The organism is Bradyrhizobium lablabi (assembly GCF_018129385.1).
GTDB classification, from domain to species: Bacteria; Pseudomonadota; Alphaproteobacteria; order Rhizobiales; family Xanthobacteraceae; genus Bradyrhizobium; species Bradyrhizobium lablabi_C.
Genome location: NZ_JAFCLN010000002.1, coordinates 360789 through 377775, shown reverse-complemented (window position 1 = coordinate 377775; position 16987 = coordinate 360789). Strand labels below are relative to the sequence as shown.

General features: G+C 63.4%; 18 protein-coding genes. 14 read left to right on the top strand and 4 right to left on the bottom strand.

Annotated features, from left to right (window positions below; translation table 11 throughout):
* The first annotated feature begins 959 nt into the window (after positions 1 to 959).
* Positions 960 to 1205, top strand: coding sequence for a hypothetical protein (locus tag JQ628_RS05330; RefSeq protein ID WP_212220353.1), 246 nt, complete (start codon positions 960 to 962; stop codon positions 1203 to 1205).
* A 57-nt stretch (positions 1206 to 1262) separates the two neighbouring features.
* Positions 1263 to 1922, top strand: a complete 660-nt coding sequence (locus JQ628_RS05325; RefSeq protein ID WP_349628019.1) for a DsbA family protein — start codon at positions 1263 to 1265, stop codon at positions 1920 to 1922.
* Here the strand turns inward: JQ628_RS05325 and JQ628_RS05320 are convergent.
* Together JQ628_RS05320 and JQ628_RS05315 are read right to left on the bottom strand one after the other, a co-directional pair.
* The gene (locus tag JQ628_RS05320; protein WP_212220350.1) at positions 1919 to 2182 is read right to left on the bottom strand and encodes a PilZ domain-containing protein; all 264 of its coding nucleotides are present in this window, start codon (positions 2180 to 2182) and stop codon (positions 1919 to 1921) included. The two genes, JQ628_RS05325 and JQ628_RS05320, sit on opposite strands and share 4 nt — an antisense overlap.
* A gap of 523 nt (positions 2183 to 2705) precedes the next feature.
* Positions 2706 to 3485 carry a Spy/CpxP family protein refolding chaperone gene (locus tag JQ628_RS05315; protein WP_212220348.1) on the bottom strand — a complete coding sequence of 260 codons (780 nt, stop codon included), beginning with the start codon at positions 3483 to 3485 and terminating at the stop codon, positions 2706 to 2708.
* Positions 3486 to 3946: 461 nt separating this feature from the next.
* On the opposite strand from JQ628_RS05315, the gene JQ628_RS05310 reads away from it, so the two are divergent.
* From JQ628_RS05310 to JQ628_RS05270, 9 genes are all read left to right on the top strand, one after another.
* Positions 3947 to 5287 (top strand): ABC transporter substrate-binding protein, encoded by a 1341-nt coding sequence (locus tag JQ628_RS05310; protein WP_212220345.1) that lies wholly within the window; start codon positions 3947 to 3949, stop codon positions 5285 to 5287.
* A gap of 108 nt (positions 5288 to 5395) precedes the next feature.
* Complete coding sequence (locus JQ628_RS05305; protein ID WP_212220343.1) at positions 5396 to 6334, top strand: carbohydrate ABC transporter permease; 939 nt, start codon at positions 5396 to 5398, stop codon at positions 6332 to 6334.
* On the top strand, positions 6334 to 7245 hold the full coding sequence (locus JQ628_RS05300; protein ID WP_212220340.1) for a carbohydrate ABC transporter permease: 912 nt from the start codon (positions 6334 to 6336) through the stop codon (positions 7243 to 7245). Before JQ628_RS05305 ends, JQ628_RS05300 begins: the two co-directional genes overlap by 1 nt.
* 11 nt (positions 7246 to 7256) lie before the next feature.
* A complete protein-coding gene (locus JQ628_RS05295; protein WP_212220337.1) occupies positions 7257 to 8357 on the top strand; it encodes an ABC transporter ATP-binding protein in 1101 nt (366 codons plus the stop codon).
* Positions 8358 to 8385: 28 nt separating this feature from the next.
* Complete coding sequence (locus JQ628_RS05290; protein WP_212220334.1) at positions 8386 to 9375, top strand: hydroxyacid dehydrogenase; 990 nt, start codon at positions 8386 to 8388, stop codon at positions 9373 to 9375.
* 72 nt (positions 9376 to 9447) lie between these two features.
* Positions 9448 to 10872 carry an amidase gene (locus JQ628_RS05285; protein ID WP_212220331.1) on the top strand — a complete coding sequence of 475 codons (1425 nt, stop codon included), beginning with the start codon at positions 9448 to 9450 and terminating at the stop codon, positions 10870 to 10872.
* A gap of 170 nt (positions 10873 to 11042) precedes the next feature.
* On the top strand, positions 11043 to 11417 hold the full coding sequence (locus JQ628_RS05280; protein ID WP_249127493.1) for a hypothetical protein: 375 nt from the start codon (positions 11043 to 11045) through the stop codon (positions 11415 to 11417).
* Between the two features lie 182 nt (positions 11418 to 11599).
* Positions 11600 to 12418, top strand: a complete 819-nt coding sequence (locus JQ628_RS05275) for a DUF2147 domain-containing protein (RefSeq protein WP_212220325.1) — start codon at positions 11600 to 11602, stop codon at positions 12416 to 12418.
* Positions 12419 to 12643: 225 nt separating this feature from the next.
* Positions 12644 to 12964, top strand: coding sequence for a hypothetical protein (locus tag JQ628_RS05270; protein WP_212220322.1), 321 nt, complete (start codon positions 12644 to 12646; stop codon positions 12962 to 12964).
* Between the two features lie 5 nt (positions 12965 to 12969).
* Here JQ628_RS05270 and JQ628_RS05265 read toward each other — a convergent pair whose 3' ends face one another.
* Positions 12970 to 13377: a (R)-mandelonitrile lyase gene (locus JQ628_RS05265; RefSeq protein WP_212220319.1), complete on the bottom strand. Its 408-nt coding sequence runs from the start codon at positions 13375 to 13377 to the stop codon at positions 12970 to 12972.
* 23 nt (positions 13378 to 13400) lie between these two features.
* Positions 13401 to 14099: a ribonuclease activity regulator RraA gene (locus JQ628_RS05260; protein WP_212220316.1), complete on the bottom strand. Its 699-nt coding sequence runs from the start codon at positions 14097 to 14099 to the stop codon at positions 13401 to 13403.
* A gap of 213 nt (positions 14100 to 14312) precedes the next feature.
* Between JQ628_RS05260 and pxpB the strand changes: the two genes are divergently transcribed.
* Genes pxpB through JQ628_RS05245 form a run of 3 tightly spaced genes read left to right on the top strand, consistent with a single transcriptional unit; the run spans position 14313 to position 16867 of the window.
* Positions 14313 to 15047 carry a 5-oxoprolinase subunit PxpB gene (pxpB, locus tag JQ628_RS05255; RefSeq protein ID WP_212220313.1) on the top strand — a complete coding sequence of 245 codons (735 nt, stop codon included), beginning with the start codon at positions 14313 to 14315 and terminating at the stop codon, positions 15045 to 15047.
* Positions 15044 to 16078, top strand: a complete 1035-nt coding sequence (locus JQ628_RS05250; protein ID WP_212220310.1) for a biotin-dependent carboxyltransferase family protein — start codon at positions 15044 to 15046, stop codon at positions 16076 to 16078. Before pxpB ends, JQ628_RS05250 begins: the two co-directional genes overlap by 4 nt.
* An 18-nt stretch (positions 16079 to 16096) precedes the next feature.
* Positions 16097 to 16867, top strand: a complete 771-nt coding sequence (locus JQ628_RS05245; protein ID WP_212220307.1) for a LamB/YcsF family protein — start codon at positions 16097 to 16099, stop codon at positions 16865 to 16867.
* Positions 16868 to 16987 lie beyond the last annotated feature (120 nt).

Sequence of the window (16987 nt, the reverse complement as noted above, 5' to 3'; positions counted from 1 at the left end):
GCTCTCGCAGTCGGGCAGCCTCCGCGGCAAGGCGCTCTTCGAGCGTGATTGTATGCTCTTGATACGGTGACGCGTGCCGACCATCGGATTCTGGCCTCCCACGGCACTCAAACAGGCGCTGGCGTCCCGGTGTTCCTAATCGGGTTATTCTTAACGGATTCGCAACTGAGCAAGTTGGCGACAGAACGGTCTGCGTGTTCTATCCACTCAGCGCGCAGTGCTAGTCACACCTTCCAGGGCACACGAATTCCGTTGCGCCTGAAATCTATTTTCCTGAACAATCTCAAGCTGATTTGGGTCGTCCAGATCGCCGCGCAAAAAATCACTTTACAATTCGGAAAATCAGAAGTATAACCTGCCCGTCTCGCACCCAGATGAGGGGCGTATCGCCATCGTCACGACACGTTGGGCGCGGGATGCGATGGACGCGGCGGCGCCACAGGCGAGTGGCGTTGCGCTTCAAGAGAGGACCGCACGGGCCGTGCCCGGCGAAGCTCTTGCGAAGCCGGGCTGCGTACGGCGAAGTCGTGTGGTTCTGACGCCGCGACGCTGGCGTCAAGTTCTTAAGAAGCTCACGCTTCTCAGGGACGACGGTGACAACAAGCTCGCTCCACCGGGAAGATCACGAAGTAAGCCGTAAAGCCATTGCGCAGGGGATGTCGGAGTGTTCTCCGCTCACCTGTATGCTCGTGTGCAGCCTTTTGTGCTTGCGCAATTGGCACGCGAGACCGCGGGTGCAGCGCGCACCCGGCATTCCCTGCGCCCTCTTCTCAAGGAGGGTCAACGAAACGGCAAAACCCGGGCAAAATCGTGCCGCGGGAATGCGAAACCGCGCCATGCGGGGTAACTGTGGCCAAACGGCGCAAAAGACGCCGCAACGACCCCTTGGCCGCCATCGTGGCAGCCGTGATAGACTGCCCTATCTGAAATGCGCAACGTTCAGTTTTATGAGAGACACAATGAGAGTTATCCTGTCGGCAGCCATCGTCATTGCCCTGGCCCAATCCGCATTTGCGCAGCAGGAGCGGATGCCGCGGTACGGAGAGGAAGACAAGGCCAAGACTACGACGGAACGCCAGGCCGAGCGCGATGCGCAACGGGCTTACAGCAATTCGCTGAAGAACATTCCGGACAAGGGCCCGACCGATCCCTGGGGGACGGTGCGCTCGCCGGATGCGCCGAAAGCCGCTGGGAAGCAGAAATAGAGCGGCGCCCGGCGCCATCATCGCCACAGCCATTTACCGGCCATTCGGGAGCAGCCTGTGCAAGGCATTCGCCAAACCATCGCCCGCGCGCTGTTGCCGGCCGGGCTTGTCGCGCTGGCTGCGATGCTGCCGCTCGCCCTTCCCCGCCAGGCGGTAGCGCAAAGCGTGATCGCGGCGGAGGTTGCCAAACCCGTATCGCTGCCCGACATCGCGATCGGCTCGCCGAAGGCGCCGGTCACCATCACCGAATATGCCTCGATGAGCTGTCCGCACTGCGCGGCTTTCGGCGAGAACGTGTTTCCGATGCTGCGCAGCCGCTATATCGATACCGGCAAGGTGCGCTTCGTGTTCCGCGAATTCCCGCTCGATGCGGCGGCAGCGGCATCCTCGATCCTGGCGCGCTGCATCAGCAAGAACGATCCCGAAAAATATCTCGCCGTGGTCGAGACCGTGTTCAAGCTACAGGCACGCTTGATGGCCGAGCCCAAGGAGACCCTCTACTTCGTCGGCCAGCAGAACGGCCTGAGCGAAAAGGAGGTCGAGGCCTGCGAGAGCGATCGGACGATGATCGAGAAGCTCTCCGCCGACCAGCGTTTTGCGTTGGACACGTTGAAGGTGGATTCGACCCCGACCTTTTTCATCAATGGCCAGAAATACAAGGGCGCGATGTCCTACGAAGAACTGGAAGCGCTCCTCAAGCCGCTGCTCAAGCGCTAGCCGGCGAGATCCGCCGCATCGACGAAGGTCAGTCCGATGCGGTTCTGCTGGATCCAGGCGACGCGGCACTCATGGACGTTGGAAGCATCGTTCGCCATCACAAGGCGAAAGCGCGCCGGCACGAAGGCCGGCTGCTCGACGTCGATGGCCGCGCCTTCCGGCGAGATGTTGCGCACCACGCAGCGCATCACCGAACCGCCGGAGGAAACATAAGCGGGCTCGTTGACCTCGGTTCGCGCGTGCTTGCGCCTCTCGTCCATCCGGCCGCCCTTCCCCTGGAATCGCCCGGAAGCATAGCCGCAAGGGTGTGCCGTGCAATCACGCTGGGATTGTCTGGCGTCTTGATCTCGCCTTCTATTCGACACCAATCCGGCCGGCCTGCGTTGACGGGATGTTGGTTTGACGCATGAATTCGGGAGCGTTGTGATTGCCGCGCAACACCTGTTGCGAAAGGCCAAAGTTCCCGACAAGGCCGCGACTTGGCCATCACTCCGGCCACAGTCGGTCAGCGTTTCTTCACGATTGGACGAGAATTGGAGGGCGCCGCGCCGCTGCGGCAGGATAGCCGGGTGCCGCGCCTCTCAACCTACCCCAGGGCATGGTCGCCCGGCTATTCGCAGCCGGCCCCGTCGGCCGGCCGCTCCTGCGGCAGCCCCGTCATCATGGCGGTTGGAACTGCGGCTAGAGCATGATCCGGAAAAGTGGATACCGGTTTTCCGAAAAAGATCATGCTCAAACAAAAAGATAGAGCGGGATGACGATTCGAAGAAAAGTCATCCGGCTCTAGTCCAGCCCGCGTTCGTGGCTGAGGCGCACCATCTCGTTGATGAATATCTGCTTCTGCTTGTCGTCGAGCGCGGCAAACAAGGGCTCGGCGGCGTCGGCGACGTTGCGCTGGTCGACCGCGCGGTCGTTGAGGAATTGCGCCTCGTTGCGCATCTGCTCGATGATGTCGTCGGGCGGATCGCGCTTGGCGCGCGAGACGCGCAGGTTGAGGCGCTCGGCGCCGTTGTGGCCGAGATAGTGCATGGCGCTGTTGAAGCCGCCCCAGTGCTTCTCCTGCTCCGGCGTCAGATTGAGCTCTTTCTTGATCCGCTCGATATTGGCGTCGCTGGTGGCGACGATCTGGTCGGCGGTCAGTTGCGGCGCGCCGGGCTGGGTCAGCACTGCCGGTTGCTTGGCGGCAGCGGCCTTGGCTGTCTTGGTGTTCTTGGCCGCCTTGTCGGACTTGGCGCCATCCGACTTGGCCGCGTCGGACTTGGCGGCGTCCTTGGCAGCATCCTGCTTGGCCGCGGGCTGCGCACCCTTCTGGTTCTGATTGTTGTTGCCGGTGACCGCGCCGACCACGCCGCCGACTGCGCCGACCACGCCGCCGATGGCGCCACCCAACACGCCGCCGATCGGCCCGGCCGCCTTGTTGCCTTCACGCGCCCCTTGCTGGACGCCCTGCACCAGTCCTTGTGCGTTCACGATGGCCGGAATGCCGACAGCCAGGACGAGGACGGATGCGACAGCAAGACACAACCGCGATCTGGCGCGCGCGATCGGTTCAGGGCGGGTCATTACGTGGTCTCCATGGTCGATCTGAAAGTCTGGCGTGAGCAAACGCTGTTGGCCGAGGTTCAAGACTATCGTTTTCGCCCCGAACTCGTCCACCGTCGCGCGGCTCCACCGGCGCTCGGGAAAATCTTGTCGGGCGAACGAGTTAAACCGGCAACAGTGGAACTGCGGCGCAATCGCGCACGATCCCGGTTTCGAGTTCGCCCCGTAATGTGTGCGGCGCAATATCGTGGGACCGATTATTGATGATCCGTGATCATTGCCGTGCACACGACCATCATCGCTCATTTTGCACGCAACGTTAGTTCAATGAGATTGCCCAACCTGTTTTCTCGACAGACGCAAACAATTCTGCTCTGATCCTGCTCAAGAAAAATCCGCCGCCACACCGTCCGATCCGGTGTGAAGCAGGACGGAGCAAATAAAAAACAATCAAAAACCTGGCTCAACAAAGAGGAAACCCCATGTCTCGGAAAAAGCTTTCTCGCCGACAATTTGTTGCTGCTACTGCGCTGACCTCGGCCGCGATGATCACGGCGCCCTATGTCCGCGGCGCCCACGCCGCCGGCAAGCTCTCGATCGGCTTCTGGGACCACTGGGTTCCCGGCGCCAACAAGGCTTCCACCGATATCGTCAATGCCTGGGCGGAGAAGGAAAAGGTCGAGGTTCAGATCGACTACATCCCGAGCCAGGGCAACAAGAATCTGCTCACCATCGCCGCCGAAGCGCAGGCCAAGTCGGGTCACGACATCCTCGCGATGCCGACCTGGTGGCCGCATGCGCAGGCCGAGCTGCTCGAGCCCATGAACGACGTGATGGGCGATCTCATCAAGCAGAACGGTGAAGTCAACGGCACCGTGAAGTATCTCGGACAGTCCAAGGGCAATTGGCTCGCGGTGCCCGCGAGCGTCGGCAGCCAGATCAAGGGCCCCTGCTCGCGCATCGACCTCATGAAGAAGCATGCCGGCATCGATGTGCAGGCGCTCTATCCCGCCGGCCAGGCGCCCAAGGCCGACAGTTGGAACCTCGAAACCTTCCTGAAGGCCGCGGAGGCCTGCCAGAAGGCCGGCGTTCCCTTCGGCATCGGTCTCGGCGAGACCAGCGACAACGTCGACTCCGCCGGCGCGTTTTTCCAGGCCCACGGTGCGGCCCTTGTCGATGAGAAGGGTAACCTTACGGTCAAGACCGATGCCGTGCGCCAGTCGCTGGAGTTCTACAAGAAGCTGATCTCATTCCTGCCGCCGGATGTCGGGGCCTGGGACGACGCTTCCAACAACAAGTGGCTGGTCTCCGGCAAGGGCGCCATGATCATGAACCCGCCGAGTGCCTGGGCCGTCGCCAAGCGTGACGCACCGCAGGTTGCCGAGCAGTGCTGGACTCATGGCTTCCCGGTCGGTCCGAAAGGGCGCTACGCACCGTATCTGTCCTACTTCTGGGCCACCTGGTCGTTCTCCAAGAACAAGCCGGCCGCCAAGAGCGTGCTGCGCGCGCTGTCCACGCCGGAGGCGATCGAGAAGATGTGCGTGGCGAGCGGTGGCTACGACCTGCCCGGCTACGCGAATCTCACCACGCTGAAGGTCTGGCAGGAGGAAGGGCCGCCGAAGGGCACGCTCTACCATTACCCGAATCCGCACAACCATCAGACGCTTTCGATCGCCGCGGCGCCGGCGCCGCCCAAGATCGCCCAGCAGATCTACACGCAGGCCACGATGACCAAGATGTGCCTGCGTTACGCCCAGGGCGAAGCGATGGAAAAGACGCTCGCCTGGGCCGAAGGCGAGTGCGAAGGCTTCATGCGGAGCTGACGCGGCAGTTCGGGGCGGCCCGTCGCATCGCGGGCCGCCGCTGCCTCATGTCAGGCAGGCTTGCGAGCCTGCCTCGTCCGGGACGAAAACTGACGGGGAAGACGCACCATGGCTGACGTCGCCTTGCAGCCGAGCAGCACGGCCGCCGCGCGGACGGCGCAAAAACGCTCGGGCCTGCGCAATGTGCTGGGCCGGAAATCGACCATCGCGTTCCTGATGGCCCTGCCGCTGATCCTGCTGATAGCGACGCTCGTCATCTATCCGGCCTTCTACGCGGTCCATCTTGCGACGCTGAACAAGTCGATGGCGCGCTTTGTCGGAACCGGGAATTTCGAATTCCTGTTCAAGCGCGAAACATTTTGGCTGGTCGTCAAGCAGTCCTGCATCTTCGCGATCACGGCCGTTATCTTCAAGGCGGTGATCGGTTTCATCGTCGCGCATTTCGTTCACAACATACCGGCGAAGGGCCAGCGCAAGTGGCGCGGCATGCTGCTGGTGCCGTGGGTCATCCCGCCGGCGATGAGCACGCTGGCCTGGCTGTGGTTGTTCGACCCCTCCTACAGCGCCTTCAACTACACCCTTTCGTTCTTCGGCATCGGACCGATCCCGTGGACTGGCGACCCATATTGGGCGCGCTTCTCGGTGATCCTCGTCAATATCTGGGTCGGCGCGCCGTTCTTCATGATCATGTATCTGGCCGCGCTGAAATCCGTGCCGGATCAGCTCTATGAAGCCGCCGCCATCGACGGCGCCAACTGGTGGCAGCGCATCTGGTACGTGACGTTGCCGATGATGCGCAACATCATCGCGATCACGACGCTGTTCTCGCTGATCGTCACCTTTGCCAATTTCGACATCGTGCGCATCCTGACCGCAGGCGGCCCGCTCGACCACACCCACATCTTCGCCACCTGGGCGTTCCGCGTCGGCATCGAGGGCAGCGACATCCCGCTCGGCGCCAGCGTTTCACTCTTCATGGTGCCGATCCTGGCGGTCGCAGCGATCTTCATCCTGCGTGACATCTCCAAGCGCGGGAATGAAGCCTGATGACCACGATCACGATCGACAAGGCCGGACCGACCCGCAAGACCAAATACGGCAGCATGAGCCGCGACCGGGCCTGGGCGCTGCGCTGGTCCTATTTCTTCCTGGTGATCTTCGCGATCTTCTTCCTGACGCCCCCGATCTACATGCTCATCACCTCGCTGAAGACCAGCGCGGAGATTTCGGCGGCAACCAATCCATGGTGGGTCTTCCACCCGACACTCGACAACTACATTGCCCTCCTCACCTCGAACCAGTTCCTGCGCTTCTTCTGGAACTCGGCGATCGTCTCCATCTTCGTCGTCAGCATCACCATGCTGATCTCGGTGCCGGCGGCCTTTGCCTTGTCGAGGATGCGCTTCTGGGGGTCGACGGTTCTCGGCACCGGCGTCTTCCTGACCTATCTCATTCCCGAGACGCTGCTCTTCATTCCGCTGTTCAAGATGTTCGTGGTGATCGGCGACTGGACGGGAATCCAGCTGATCAACCGCTGGTATGTGCTGCTGTTCATCTATCCGACCCTGACGGTGCCGTTCTGCACCTGGATCATGATCGGCTATTTTGCCTCGATCCCGAAGGAGCTGGATGAAGCCGCCATCATCGACGGCGCCTCCTGGTTCCAGACGCTGACCCGTATCTTCATCCCCGTGGCATTGCCCGGTCTGATCGCGGCGACGATCTTTGCCTTCACGGTCTCCTGGGCGCAGTTCCTCTATCCGCTGGTGTTCACCACTTCGACCGATCAGCTCGTGATGCCGGTCGGCATCATCACCACCCTGATCAAGGGCGACGTGTTCAACTGGGGACAGATCATGACCGGCGCTCTGCTCGGCGCCGCACCGCCGCTGATCATCTATGCCTTCCTGATGGACTATTACATTGCCGGCCTGACCGCCGGTGCGACAAAGGGTTGAGGACTGTACTCATGGCCGAAGTGAATCTGCGTAAGGTTGTGAAGCGCTACGACGAAGTCGAGGCGGTGCGCGGCATCGATCTCGATATCGCCGACCATGAGTTCGTGGTTCTCGTCGGCCCGTCCGGCTGCGGCAAGTCCACCACGCTGCGGATGATCGCCGGGCTCGAGGACATCTCCGACGGCGACATCATGATCGGCGGCGACGTCGTCAACGACGTGCCGCCGAAGGACCGTGACATCGCGATGGTGTTCCAGAACTACGCGCTCTATCCGCACATGACGGTCGCCGAAAACATGTCGTTCGGCCTGCGCCTGAAGCGCTACCCGAAGGCCGAGATCAAGGCGCGCGTCGACGAGGCCGCGCGCATGCTCGACATCAGCGAGTTGATCGACCGCAAGCCGAAGCAGCTTTCCGGCGGCCAGCGCCAGCGCGTCGCCATGGGCCGCGCCATCGTGCGCAACCCGAAGGTCTTCCTGTTCGACGAACCGCTGTCCAATCTCGACGCCAAGCTGCGCGTGCAGATGCGGATCGAGATCAAGAAGGTGCACCAGAAGGTGCGCACGACAACGGTTTACGTGACCCACGACCAGGTCGAGGCGATGACGCTCGCCGACCGGGTGGTGGTCATGAATCATGGCCGCATCGAGCAGATCGGCACGCCGACCGAGCTATATCACAGTCCCGCCACCCGGTTCGTCGCCAGCTTCATCGGCTCGCCGGCGATGAACTTTATTCCGTGCCAGATAGAGGATGCCGGCGGCAAGCCGCAGATACGCCTCAGCGACAGGATCGCCTTCCCGCTGCCGGCGGCCCGTGCGGCGCGCTACCAGAAAATTCCGCGTACCGACAAATTGCTGCTCGGCATCCGCCCGGAGCACGTCACCGAGGCGAGCGCGCATGCGGAGTCCGGCGTCGAGCCCTTCGACGCCGTCCTCGACGTCACCGAGCCGATGGGCATGGAAACGCTGGTTTACTTCCCATTGCACGGCGCGCAGGTCTGCGGCCGCGTCAATCCCAATGCAGGCGCGCAGGACGGAGCTCCCATGCGTTTGGCGATGGACCTCAACAATATGCATTTGCTAAACGAGGTGACCGGCGCCGTCCTTTGACGGCGCGCAGGCATCACCAGGGCAGGAAATGGCGTCCAACAAGAAGAAGATTTTCATCACAGAATCGTTCTCGCAGGCCGGCCGCACGCTTCTCGGCGAACGCGACGACATCGAGATGGTCGAATTCTCCAACATGATCTCGGCCGGGGATTTTCAGGCCAAGCTGCGCGAGCATGCGCCGGTGCACGGCGTCGCGTTGGGAGCCACCCGTTTCGGCGAAATCGAGCTCGAGGCTTCCGGCGACATGAAGGTCGTGACCCGGATCGGCGTCGGCTTCGATGCCGTCGACGTCCCCGCCTTGAGCAAGCGCAGGGTGCCGCTGATGGTGGCGGGCACTGCGAACTCGCCGTCGGTTGCCGAGCAGGCCCTGTTCATGATGCTCACGCTCGCCAAGCGCGCGGTCGAGATGCACGCCTGCGTCAAGGACAACAACTGGGCGGCGAGGCTTGGCATGCTGCCCTACGATCTCTTCGGCAAGACCGTGCTGATCGTGGGCTTCGGCCGCATCGGCACCCGCACCGCCAGGCGGTGCCTTGCCATGGAAATGAACGTCCTGGTCTACGACCCCTACAAGACCGCCGCCGACATCAAGGCCGCCGGATGCGAGCCGGTCAGCAGTCTCGATGCCGTGCTGCCGCGCGCCGATTTTGTCAGCATCCACTGCCCGAAGAATCCTGAAACGGTCGGGATGTTCAATGCGGCGCGGATAAAGCTGATGAAGCCGACGGCCTATTTGATCAATACCGCCCGCGGCGGCATCGTCGACGAGAAGGCGCTGTATGACGCGCTGGCATCGGGCAAGCTGGCGGGCGCCGGACTAGACGTGTTCGAGCAGGAGCCGCCGCCGGCCGGCCATTCGCTGTTCAGCCTTCCCAACGTCATCATGGCGCCGCACGTGGCCGGCGTGACGCGGGAAGCGGTCGACCGCATGAGCGAGCAGACCGCCCGCAACATCCTCAGTGCGCTCGACGGCGAGCCGATCCGTCAGAACGTCATCAATCAGGACGTGCTCGGCTGATCTTTGACCGATCGTTTCCATTGGAGCGTCGCCAATCCGACGGCGACGCTGCGCCTCTTCAGCAGGTGTCCCATGGCCTTCAAGGAATACGGCAGTTTTGACGCGGTCGGGCTTGCCGAGCTCGTCCGCAAGAAACAGGTGAGCGCAAACGAATTGCTGGACGAGGCCATCGCGCGCACCACAAAGGTCGATCCGCAGATCAACGCTGTCGTGGTCAAGCACTACGACTACGCCAAAAAGCAGATCGACAAGGGCTTGCCCGACGGCCCCTTCACCGGCGTCCCGTTCCTGCTCAAGGACCTCGATCTGCTGCAAGGGACCGTCACGACCTTCGGCGCCAGCGTCTATCGTAACAGCGTCGCCGATCATTCCGGCACCCTCACCCAGCGTTTCCTCGACACCGGCCTTGCCATCTTCGGCAAGAGTTCCAGTCCCGAATTTGGGCTGATGCCGACCACGGAATCACGCCTGTTCGGCCCGACCCGCAATCCCTGGAATCTCGAGCATTCGTCCGGAGGATCGTCGGGCGGCGCCGCAGCGGCGGTCGCCGCGCGCATCCTGCCGATGGCGCATGCCAGCGATGGCGGCGGCTCGATCCGCATCCCCGCTTCCGCCTCCGGCGTGTTCGGCATGAAGCCGACGCGGGCGCGCAACCCGCTCGGCCCCGATCGCGGCGAAGGCTGGGGCGGGTTCTCGGGCGGCCATGTCGTCAGCATCAGCGTGCGCGACAGCGCGGTCATGATGGACGCGATCCACGGGCCGGAGACGACGAGCCTCTACGTGGCGCCGCCGCCGGAGCGGCCGTTCTCGCAGGAGGTTACTCGCGATCCCGGTCGTCTGCGCATCGCCTTCACCGACCGCTCGCCTTATGGCGATGCGATCGATCCTGAAATCGCCGCGGCCGTGCGTGACGTGGCCGCGATGCTCGGCAAACTCAGCCACCATGTCGAAGAGCGCGCGCCGGCGCTGCCGGCCGATCCCGCCGCCGTCATGGCCGTCATTGTCGGCGCCAACACGGCGCTTACCGTTCGCATGGCCGAGGCAGCTTTCGGCCGGCCGATGACGACGGACGATTTCGAAATCATGACCATGGCCATGAGCCGGAACGCACAGAAGAGCAGCGCAACCGACTATGTTGCGGCTCAACTCGACGCGTTCCGCATTGCTCGCGCGCTCGCCGAGTTCTTCGAAACCTGCGACGTCTTCCTCTGTCCGACCCTGTGCGCGCCGCCGGTGAAGATCGGAGAGCTCAACACGATGTCGAGCGATCTCTCGCATATCGGTCCGATCCTGCGCCGCTACATGCCCGCAACTTCCATGTTCAACATGTCCGGCCAGCCCGCGATGTCAGTGCCGCTGGCGTGGAATAAGGCCGGCCTGCCGCTCGGCATGATGTTCTCGGCAAAGTTAGGCGACGAAGGGACCCTCTTCCGCCTCGCGGGTGAGGTCGAGCGAGAACGCCCCTGGAAGGACAGACTGCCGGCGGTATGTGCGTAAGCTCAGGGGCGTTTTCCCAATTGTGACAAGACTTTGCCGTATTCTCAGCCAAGGAATGGGGAACCGGGCGGCTGAGGGACACCGATTCCGCTGACGGAATTTGATGCGGAGGCCTGATCGTGAGCCAAGGCGACCCGACCGACCACGCGCTGGCTGCCATTGCCAGCATTTTGGACAAGCCCGAGGCGAAACCGCCGCCGCTGCCGCGCGAAGCCGTAGAGGCGGCCGTCGAAGAAAAGCCGGCTGTCGAAGAAAGGCCGCCGGCCCCGGAGCACATCGAAGCCGACGGCTACAGCAAGGTTGGACCCGGTCCGATCGCCTCGATCCGTTTCAAATGGATGGCGCGCCGCGCTGAAGACGGCCATTTTTACGTCGATGAGACGATCGGCGACGGTTCTGCGAAAGTGACGACCGGACCGATGAGCCGGGATGCGGCGATCAAATTCGTTGACGATCGTGAACGTGAGGCGCGCCAGCGCTTTGATAGTTTGCGAAGCGATATGACCGGCCGAAGCACCGCCCGCAAGGACAGTTCCGAAGCGTAATTGCAGCGCAGTTTTCGCGCGAAATTGACCGTCTTTCAGGCTCAAATTACACTGACGGCCGTTGGGTTTGAACCGAAGTTGCCGGCCTACGACTTATGATTTGAAAGTGATCCAGGTCACGTTGCGACCGATGGCCGAAGGCTAGGAATTTCGGCGGGACCCTCCCTGCTCAGGAGACTGTCATGAAGAAGCTCTTGGCGATTGCCGCGCTCTTGCTGGCGAGCACAGCGGCGCAGGCGCAATACAGTTTCGAATATGGCGGGAAGACCATCCGCATCGATCCCGACCGCGGGACGGTGCAGATCCCCGGCGTCTACGACAATACCCGCAAGGAGAAGCGCTCGAAGAAGGATGAGAGCGACCGCCCGGCCAAGCAACCGTCTCAGCAAGCCAAGACCGATCCGCAGCCCCAGCCACAGGCTCTGCCTGCGGTGCCGCCGGCTGCGCCGCTGGCCACCGTCGCCCCTGCGGAGCCCGCAGCGGCGTTGCCGCCGGTGCCTCCACCTTCGACCGAGCCGTCGACGGCGACCGCGGCCGTACCGCCGGCCGATACCCAGGCCGCTGCTCCGCCGAGCCCGCCGCCGGTGCAGCAGGATGCCACCCCTGCCGTTCCGCCTGCGCCAGCCCCGGCCCCTGCGCCAGCTGTCGCTGCCGTACCGCCGGCGCCTGCTCCAGCTCCCAAGCCGGCCCCGGTGCAGCTCTCGAACTCACCGATCGGCGTGTGGCTGACCGAAGAGAAGGAAGGCAAGGTCCGTATCGAGCAATGCGGCCCCAACCTGTGCGGCTATGCGGTCGACAAGAAATCGAACCAGAATGGCGAGCAGGTCCTGATCAACATGAGGCCGGGCAAGGACAAATGGAGCGGACGTATCCTCGATCCGAATTCCGGCAGCACCTACGATTCCACCATCGCCATGAAGGGGACTGACACCCTGCGCGTCCAGGGCTGCGCCTTCGGTGGCATGTTCTGCGGTGGCCAGACCTGGACACGTGTGAACTGAGCGTTCGCACCCTTTCGAATGAAAAGCCCCGCCCGTTCGGCGGGGCTTTTGCGTTTGCGGCTCAATGTGAGGCAGGTCGCATCGGGCCGCGTGTGGCATTCGGGCCGAGGCATCTGCACGTGACAGCCATCACGGTTCCCCCTGTGCCGCCGTGAGACAGTGACGGCATCGAACAAGGGGAAGGTCATGGAAAACGCTCGCAGCAACTCTCTCGTCGCAGGCCTCATGCTTTCAGCCGTTCTGTTCGCCGCCGCGCCCGCCAGGGCGGCGACATTCGACGGCGAATGGAATGTTCGTATCTCCTCGTCGAATTCCGCCTGCACCAATGGTGCGTCGGTCTCGATCGGCATCAGCAATGGCCGCGTCGCCTCCAGCAATGCGGCGGTCACGGCATCCGGCCGCGTTGCCGAGGCGGGCAGCATCAGCGTCACCTTGACCAGCGGCATGAAGCGCGCGGTCGGCAACGGCCAGCTCAGCGGATCGTCCGGCTCCGGCACCTGGCGCGCGGCGATGTGCTCGGGCACCTGGACGGCGCAGAAGATCTGATGGCGCTAGCCACTCGGCGCGACGTTGTACTCGGCGTCGGTGACCTGCTCCATCCACGTCACGTAGCTGCCGTCGAGCGCTTCCTGCATGGCGATGTGGGTCATCGCGTTGTTCGGCGCGGCGCCGTGCCAATGCTTCTCGCCCGGCGGAATCCATACGACGTCGCCGGGGCGGATTTCACGCACCGGGCCGCCCACCGCCTGCACCCGGCCGACGCCCGAGATCACATAGAGTGTCTGCCCGAGCGGATGGGTATGCCATGCCGTGCGCGCGCCGGGTTCAAAGGAAACCCGGTTGGACGCCACCCGCGCCGGAGCTTCGGCGACGATGATGGGGTCCTGTAGCACCGTCCCGGTGAACGATTCGGCCGGCGCCCGGCGGGTCGGCCGGGTACCCGCAAAGTGGATCTGCATGGAGTTACCTCTCGTTGTTGATGTTATTTCTTGGTTGCCGCGTAGCGCGCCTTGGTCTCGGCATTCATGGGATAGAGGCCGGGCAGCACCGCCCCGTTGTTCACCTCGTTGACGATCCAGGCTTCCATCCGTTCCTGCTCGGGTCCTTCAGCCAGGACATGCTCGAGCATCGCTTGCGGGATCAGCACCACACCATCCTGGTCGGCGACGATCACGTCATTGGGGAAGACGGCGACGCCGCCGCAGCCGATCGGCTCGCCCCAGCCGACGAAGGTCAGCCCGGCAACCGACGGCGGCGCCGCATAGCCGTCGCACCACACCGGCAGGTTGGTGCCGAGCACGCCCTCGACGTCGCGCACGACGCCATCGGTGACCAGCGCGGTGACGCCGCGCTTGACCATGCGCGCGCAGAGAATGTCGCCGAAGATGCCGGCGTCCTTGACGCCCATCGCGTCGACCACGGCGATGCATCCGGCCGGCATGGCTTCGATCGCGGTGCGGGTCGAGATCGGCGACGACCAGGACTCCGGCGTTGCCAGATCCTCGCGCGCCGGCACGAAGCGCAGCGTGAAGGCCGGTCCGACCAGGCGCGGCTGACCCGGCCGCAGCGGACGAGCGCCCCGCATCCAGACGTTTCGCAGGCCCTTCTTGAGCAGGACCGTGGTGATGGTGGCGGTGGTCACGCGCGACAGCGTCGCGATCGCGTCAGGGGTCAGGGACATCTGGAAGATCGGCTCCGGTAGGGATTGATTGGCGGGCGCATCTTGCGGGGCGCGCTACTTCCGTCAAGGGCAGGCCGAAGCAAAGCGCGATCAACTCTCCTTATCACCGGCATGCGGATTAATTTATTGAAGTTGCTACATCATTTTGCAGCGCGCAGATTCCACTGCGGCACAAAACAGGCTACCTTGTTCCCGCACGAGTCCGAAAAGGTCATGGCCGCACCACAGAGCAACCCACCTCGCCTTTTGCCGAGTGGCGACAGCGCCATCACGGTAGAATTCAGCAAGAACATCGATGAGGTCGCCAATCTGCGCGTGCTGGCGCTCGACCGTGCACTGGCGGGCGAGCCGATTGCGGGCGTGACGGAAACCGTGCCGACCTATCGCTCGCTGCTGGTGCACTACGATCCCGTCAAAATCTCCTTCGATGCGCTCGGCGTCAAGCTCACTGCGCTGGCGCAGAAGCCTGCACCTTCGGCGGCGAAGGCGCGGCGCTGGCGCATCCCGGTGACCTATGGCGGCGAGCATGGCATCGATCTGGAGGATGTTGCGAAGGCGCTTCGGACCACGCCCGACGACATCGTGGCACGGCATGTCGCGGGCGATTACCGCGTTGCCATGATCGGCTTCACACCGGGCTGGTCTTATCTCAGCGGGCTGGACCAATCGCTGCACCTGTCGCGCCGGCAGAACCCGCGGGTGATGACGCCATCAGGCACGATCTCGATCGGCGGCGTACAGACCGGCGTGCAGTGCCTTGCCGGTCCCAGCGGCTGGCACCTTTTGGGCCGCACCCCGGTGCGCACCTACCAGTTCCACCGCGATCCCATCTTCCTGCTGGAACCCGGTGATCGCGTTACGTTTTCGCCGATTGACGCAAAAACCTTCGCCGAACAGGACCGCGCCGCGGAAGCCGGCGAAATCGTCGCCGAGCTGATGCCGTCATGAGCAAGTTGGTCGTTGCTTCGATCGGGCCTGCAAGCTCCGTCCAGGACGGCGGCCGCCCCGGCTCCCAGCGCTATGGCCTGACCTCGGGCGGTGCGATGGACCGCCTTTCGCTGGCAGCGGCGAACACGCTCGTCGGCAATGAGGCGCTGGCGGCGGCGATTGAAATCGGGCCGTTCGGCGCGGCCTTCACGGCGCGCGACGGCGCCGTCCGCGTCGCTCTGGCTGGAAGCACGCGCAACGCCGATATCGCCGGGCGAGCTGCCGCATTCGATACCTCGATGACGCTGGCTGACGGAGAGACATTGACGCTGGGCTTTGCCCGCGGCGGCGCGTTCTCCTATCTCGCGATCGAGAGCGGCATCGCCGGAGAATTGATGTTCGGCAGCCTCGCCGTGAACGCCCGCGCCGGGCTCGGCAGCCCCTATCCCCGCCCGCTACAGGCCGGCGATGAGTTGCAGGTGAAGGCGGCGAGCGGCACGGCGGAGCGCCGGATCGAGTTGCCCGCGGCCGCCGGTGGCCCGATCCGTGTGGTGATGGGTCCGCAGGACGATGAATTTCCGGATGAAGCGAAAGCGCTCTTTCTGGCCGGCGACTGGAAGATATCGGCCACCAGCGACCGCATGGGCTATCGGCTGGAAGGGGCAAGCATCAAACATCTGCACGGCCACAACATCGTTTCCGACGGCACCGTGAACGGCAGCGTGCAGGTGCCTGGCAACGGCCAGCCGATCGTGCTGATGCCCGACCGGGGAACCACCGGCGGCTATCCCAAGATCGCAACCGTCATCACGGCGGATTTCGGCCGCTTTGCGCAGACGCCGGCCGGCCATGGTTTTCGCTTCAAGGCGGTCAGCATGGCCGAGGCGCAGGCGGAGGCGAAAAAGTTTTGGGAATTGCTGCGGGCCTTGCCTGACCGGCTGCGACCGATCGAAAACTTCGACCTCAATATCGAAGCCCTGAGAAATGCTAATGTCGCCGGCAGCGCCGTCAGCGCCGTCGATGCCGGAACATGGCAGAGTCCGTCGCCCTGAACAAAGCGAGCAAACAACATGAAGACAGTCGATCTGAACTGCGATCTCGGTGAGAGCTTTGGACCCTGGGAAATGGGCAACGATGCCGCGATGATCGAGCTTGCAACGTCGGTCAACGTCGCCTGCGGCTTTCATGCGGGCGATGCCGACATCATGCGCCACACGGTCGAACTCGCCAAAGCGCGCGGTGTCAGCGTCGGCGCGCATCCCGGCTACCGCGATCTGCACGGCTTTGGCCGCCGCCCGATGCCGGGCCTGACGTCACGGGAGATCGAGAACCTGATCGCCTATCAGATCGGTGCCCTACAGGCGATCGCGACCGCGGCCGGCTACAAGGTCACCCACGTCAAGGCACATGGCGCGATCTCCAATGTCGCCTGCGAGGACGATATGACCGCGAAGGCGATCGCTGATGGCATCAAGGCGGTCGATCCGAATTTGATCTTTGTGGTGCTCGCCAATTCAAAGCTGGTGAAGGCGGGCGAAGCTGCCAACCTGCCGATGGTGCACGAGGTGTTTGCCGATCGCGCCTATGAGGACGACGGCTCACTGGTGTCGCGCAAGAAGCCGGGCGCGGTGCTGCATGATCCCAGGCAGATTGCTGAGCGCGTATTGCGGATGGTGCAGGATGGCGCGGTGGTGTCGGTCACCGGAAAAGTCATCAAGATGCGCACTGATACCGTCTGCATCCACGGCGACACGCGAGGGGCGGTCGAGATCGCCAAGGGCGTGCGGCAGGCGCTGAAGGACGGCGGCATCGAGGTCGCGCCGTTCAAGAAGGCGAACTGAACATACGCGCTCAAGCTGGAAGTTCGACTCGAATCTGAAGCGCGGGCCACCGCGCTTCAGATTTCGTTAAGAGTCTTCCTAAACCCAAACTTTCACAATGGTTGATACTTGTGGCTTTCT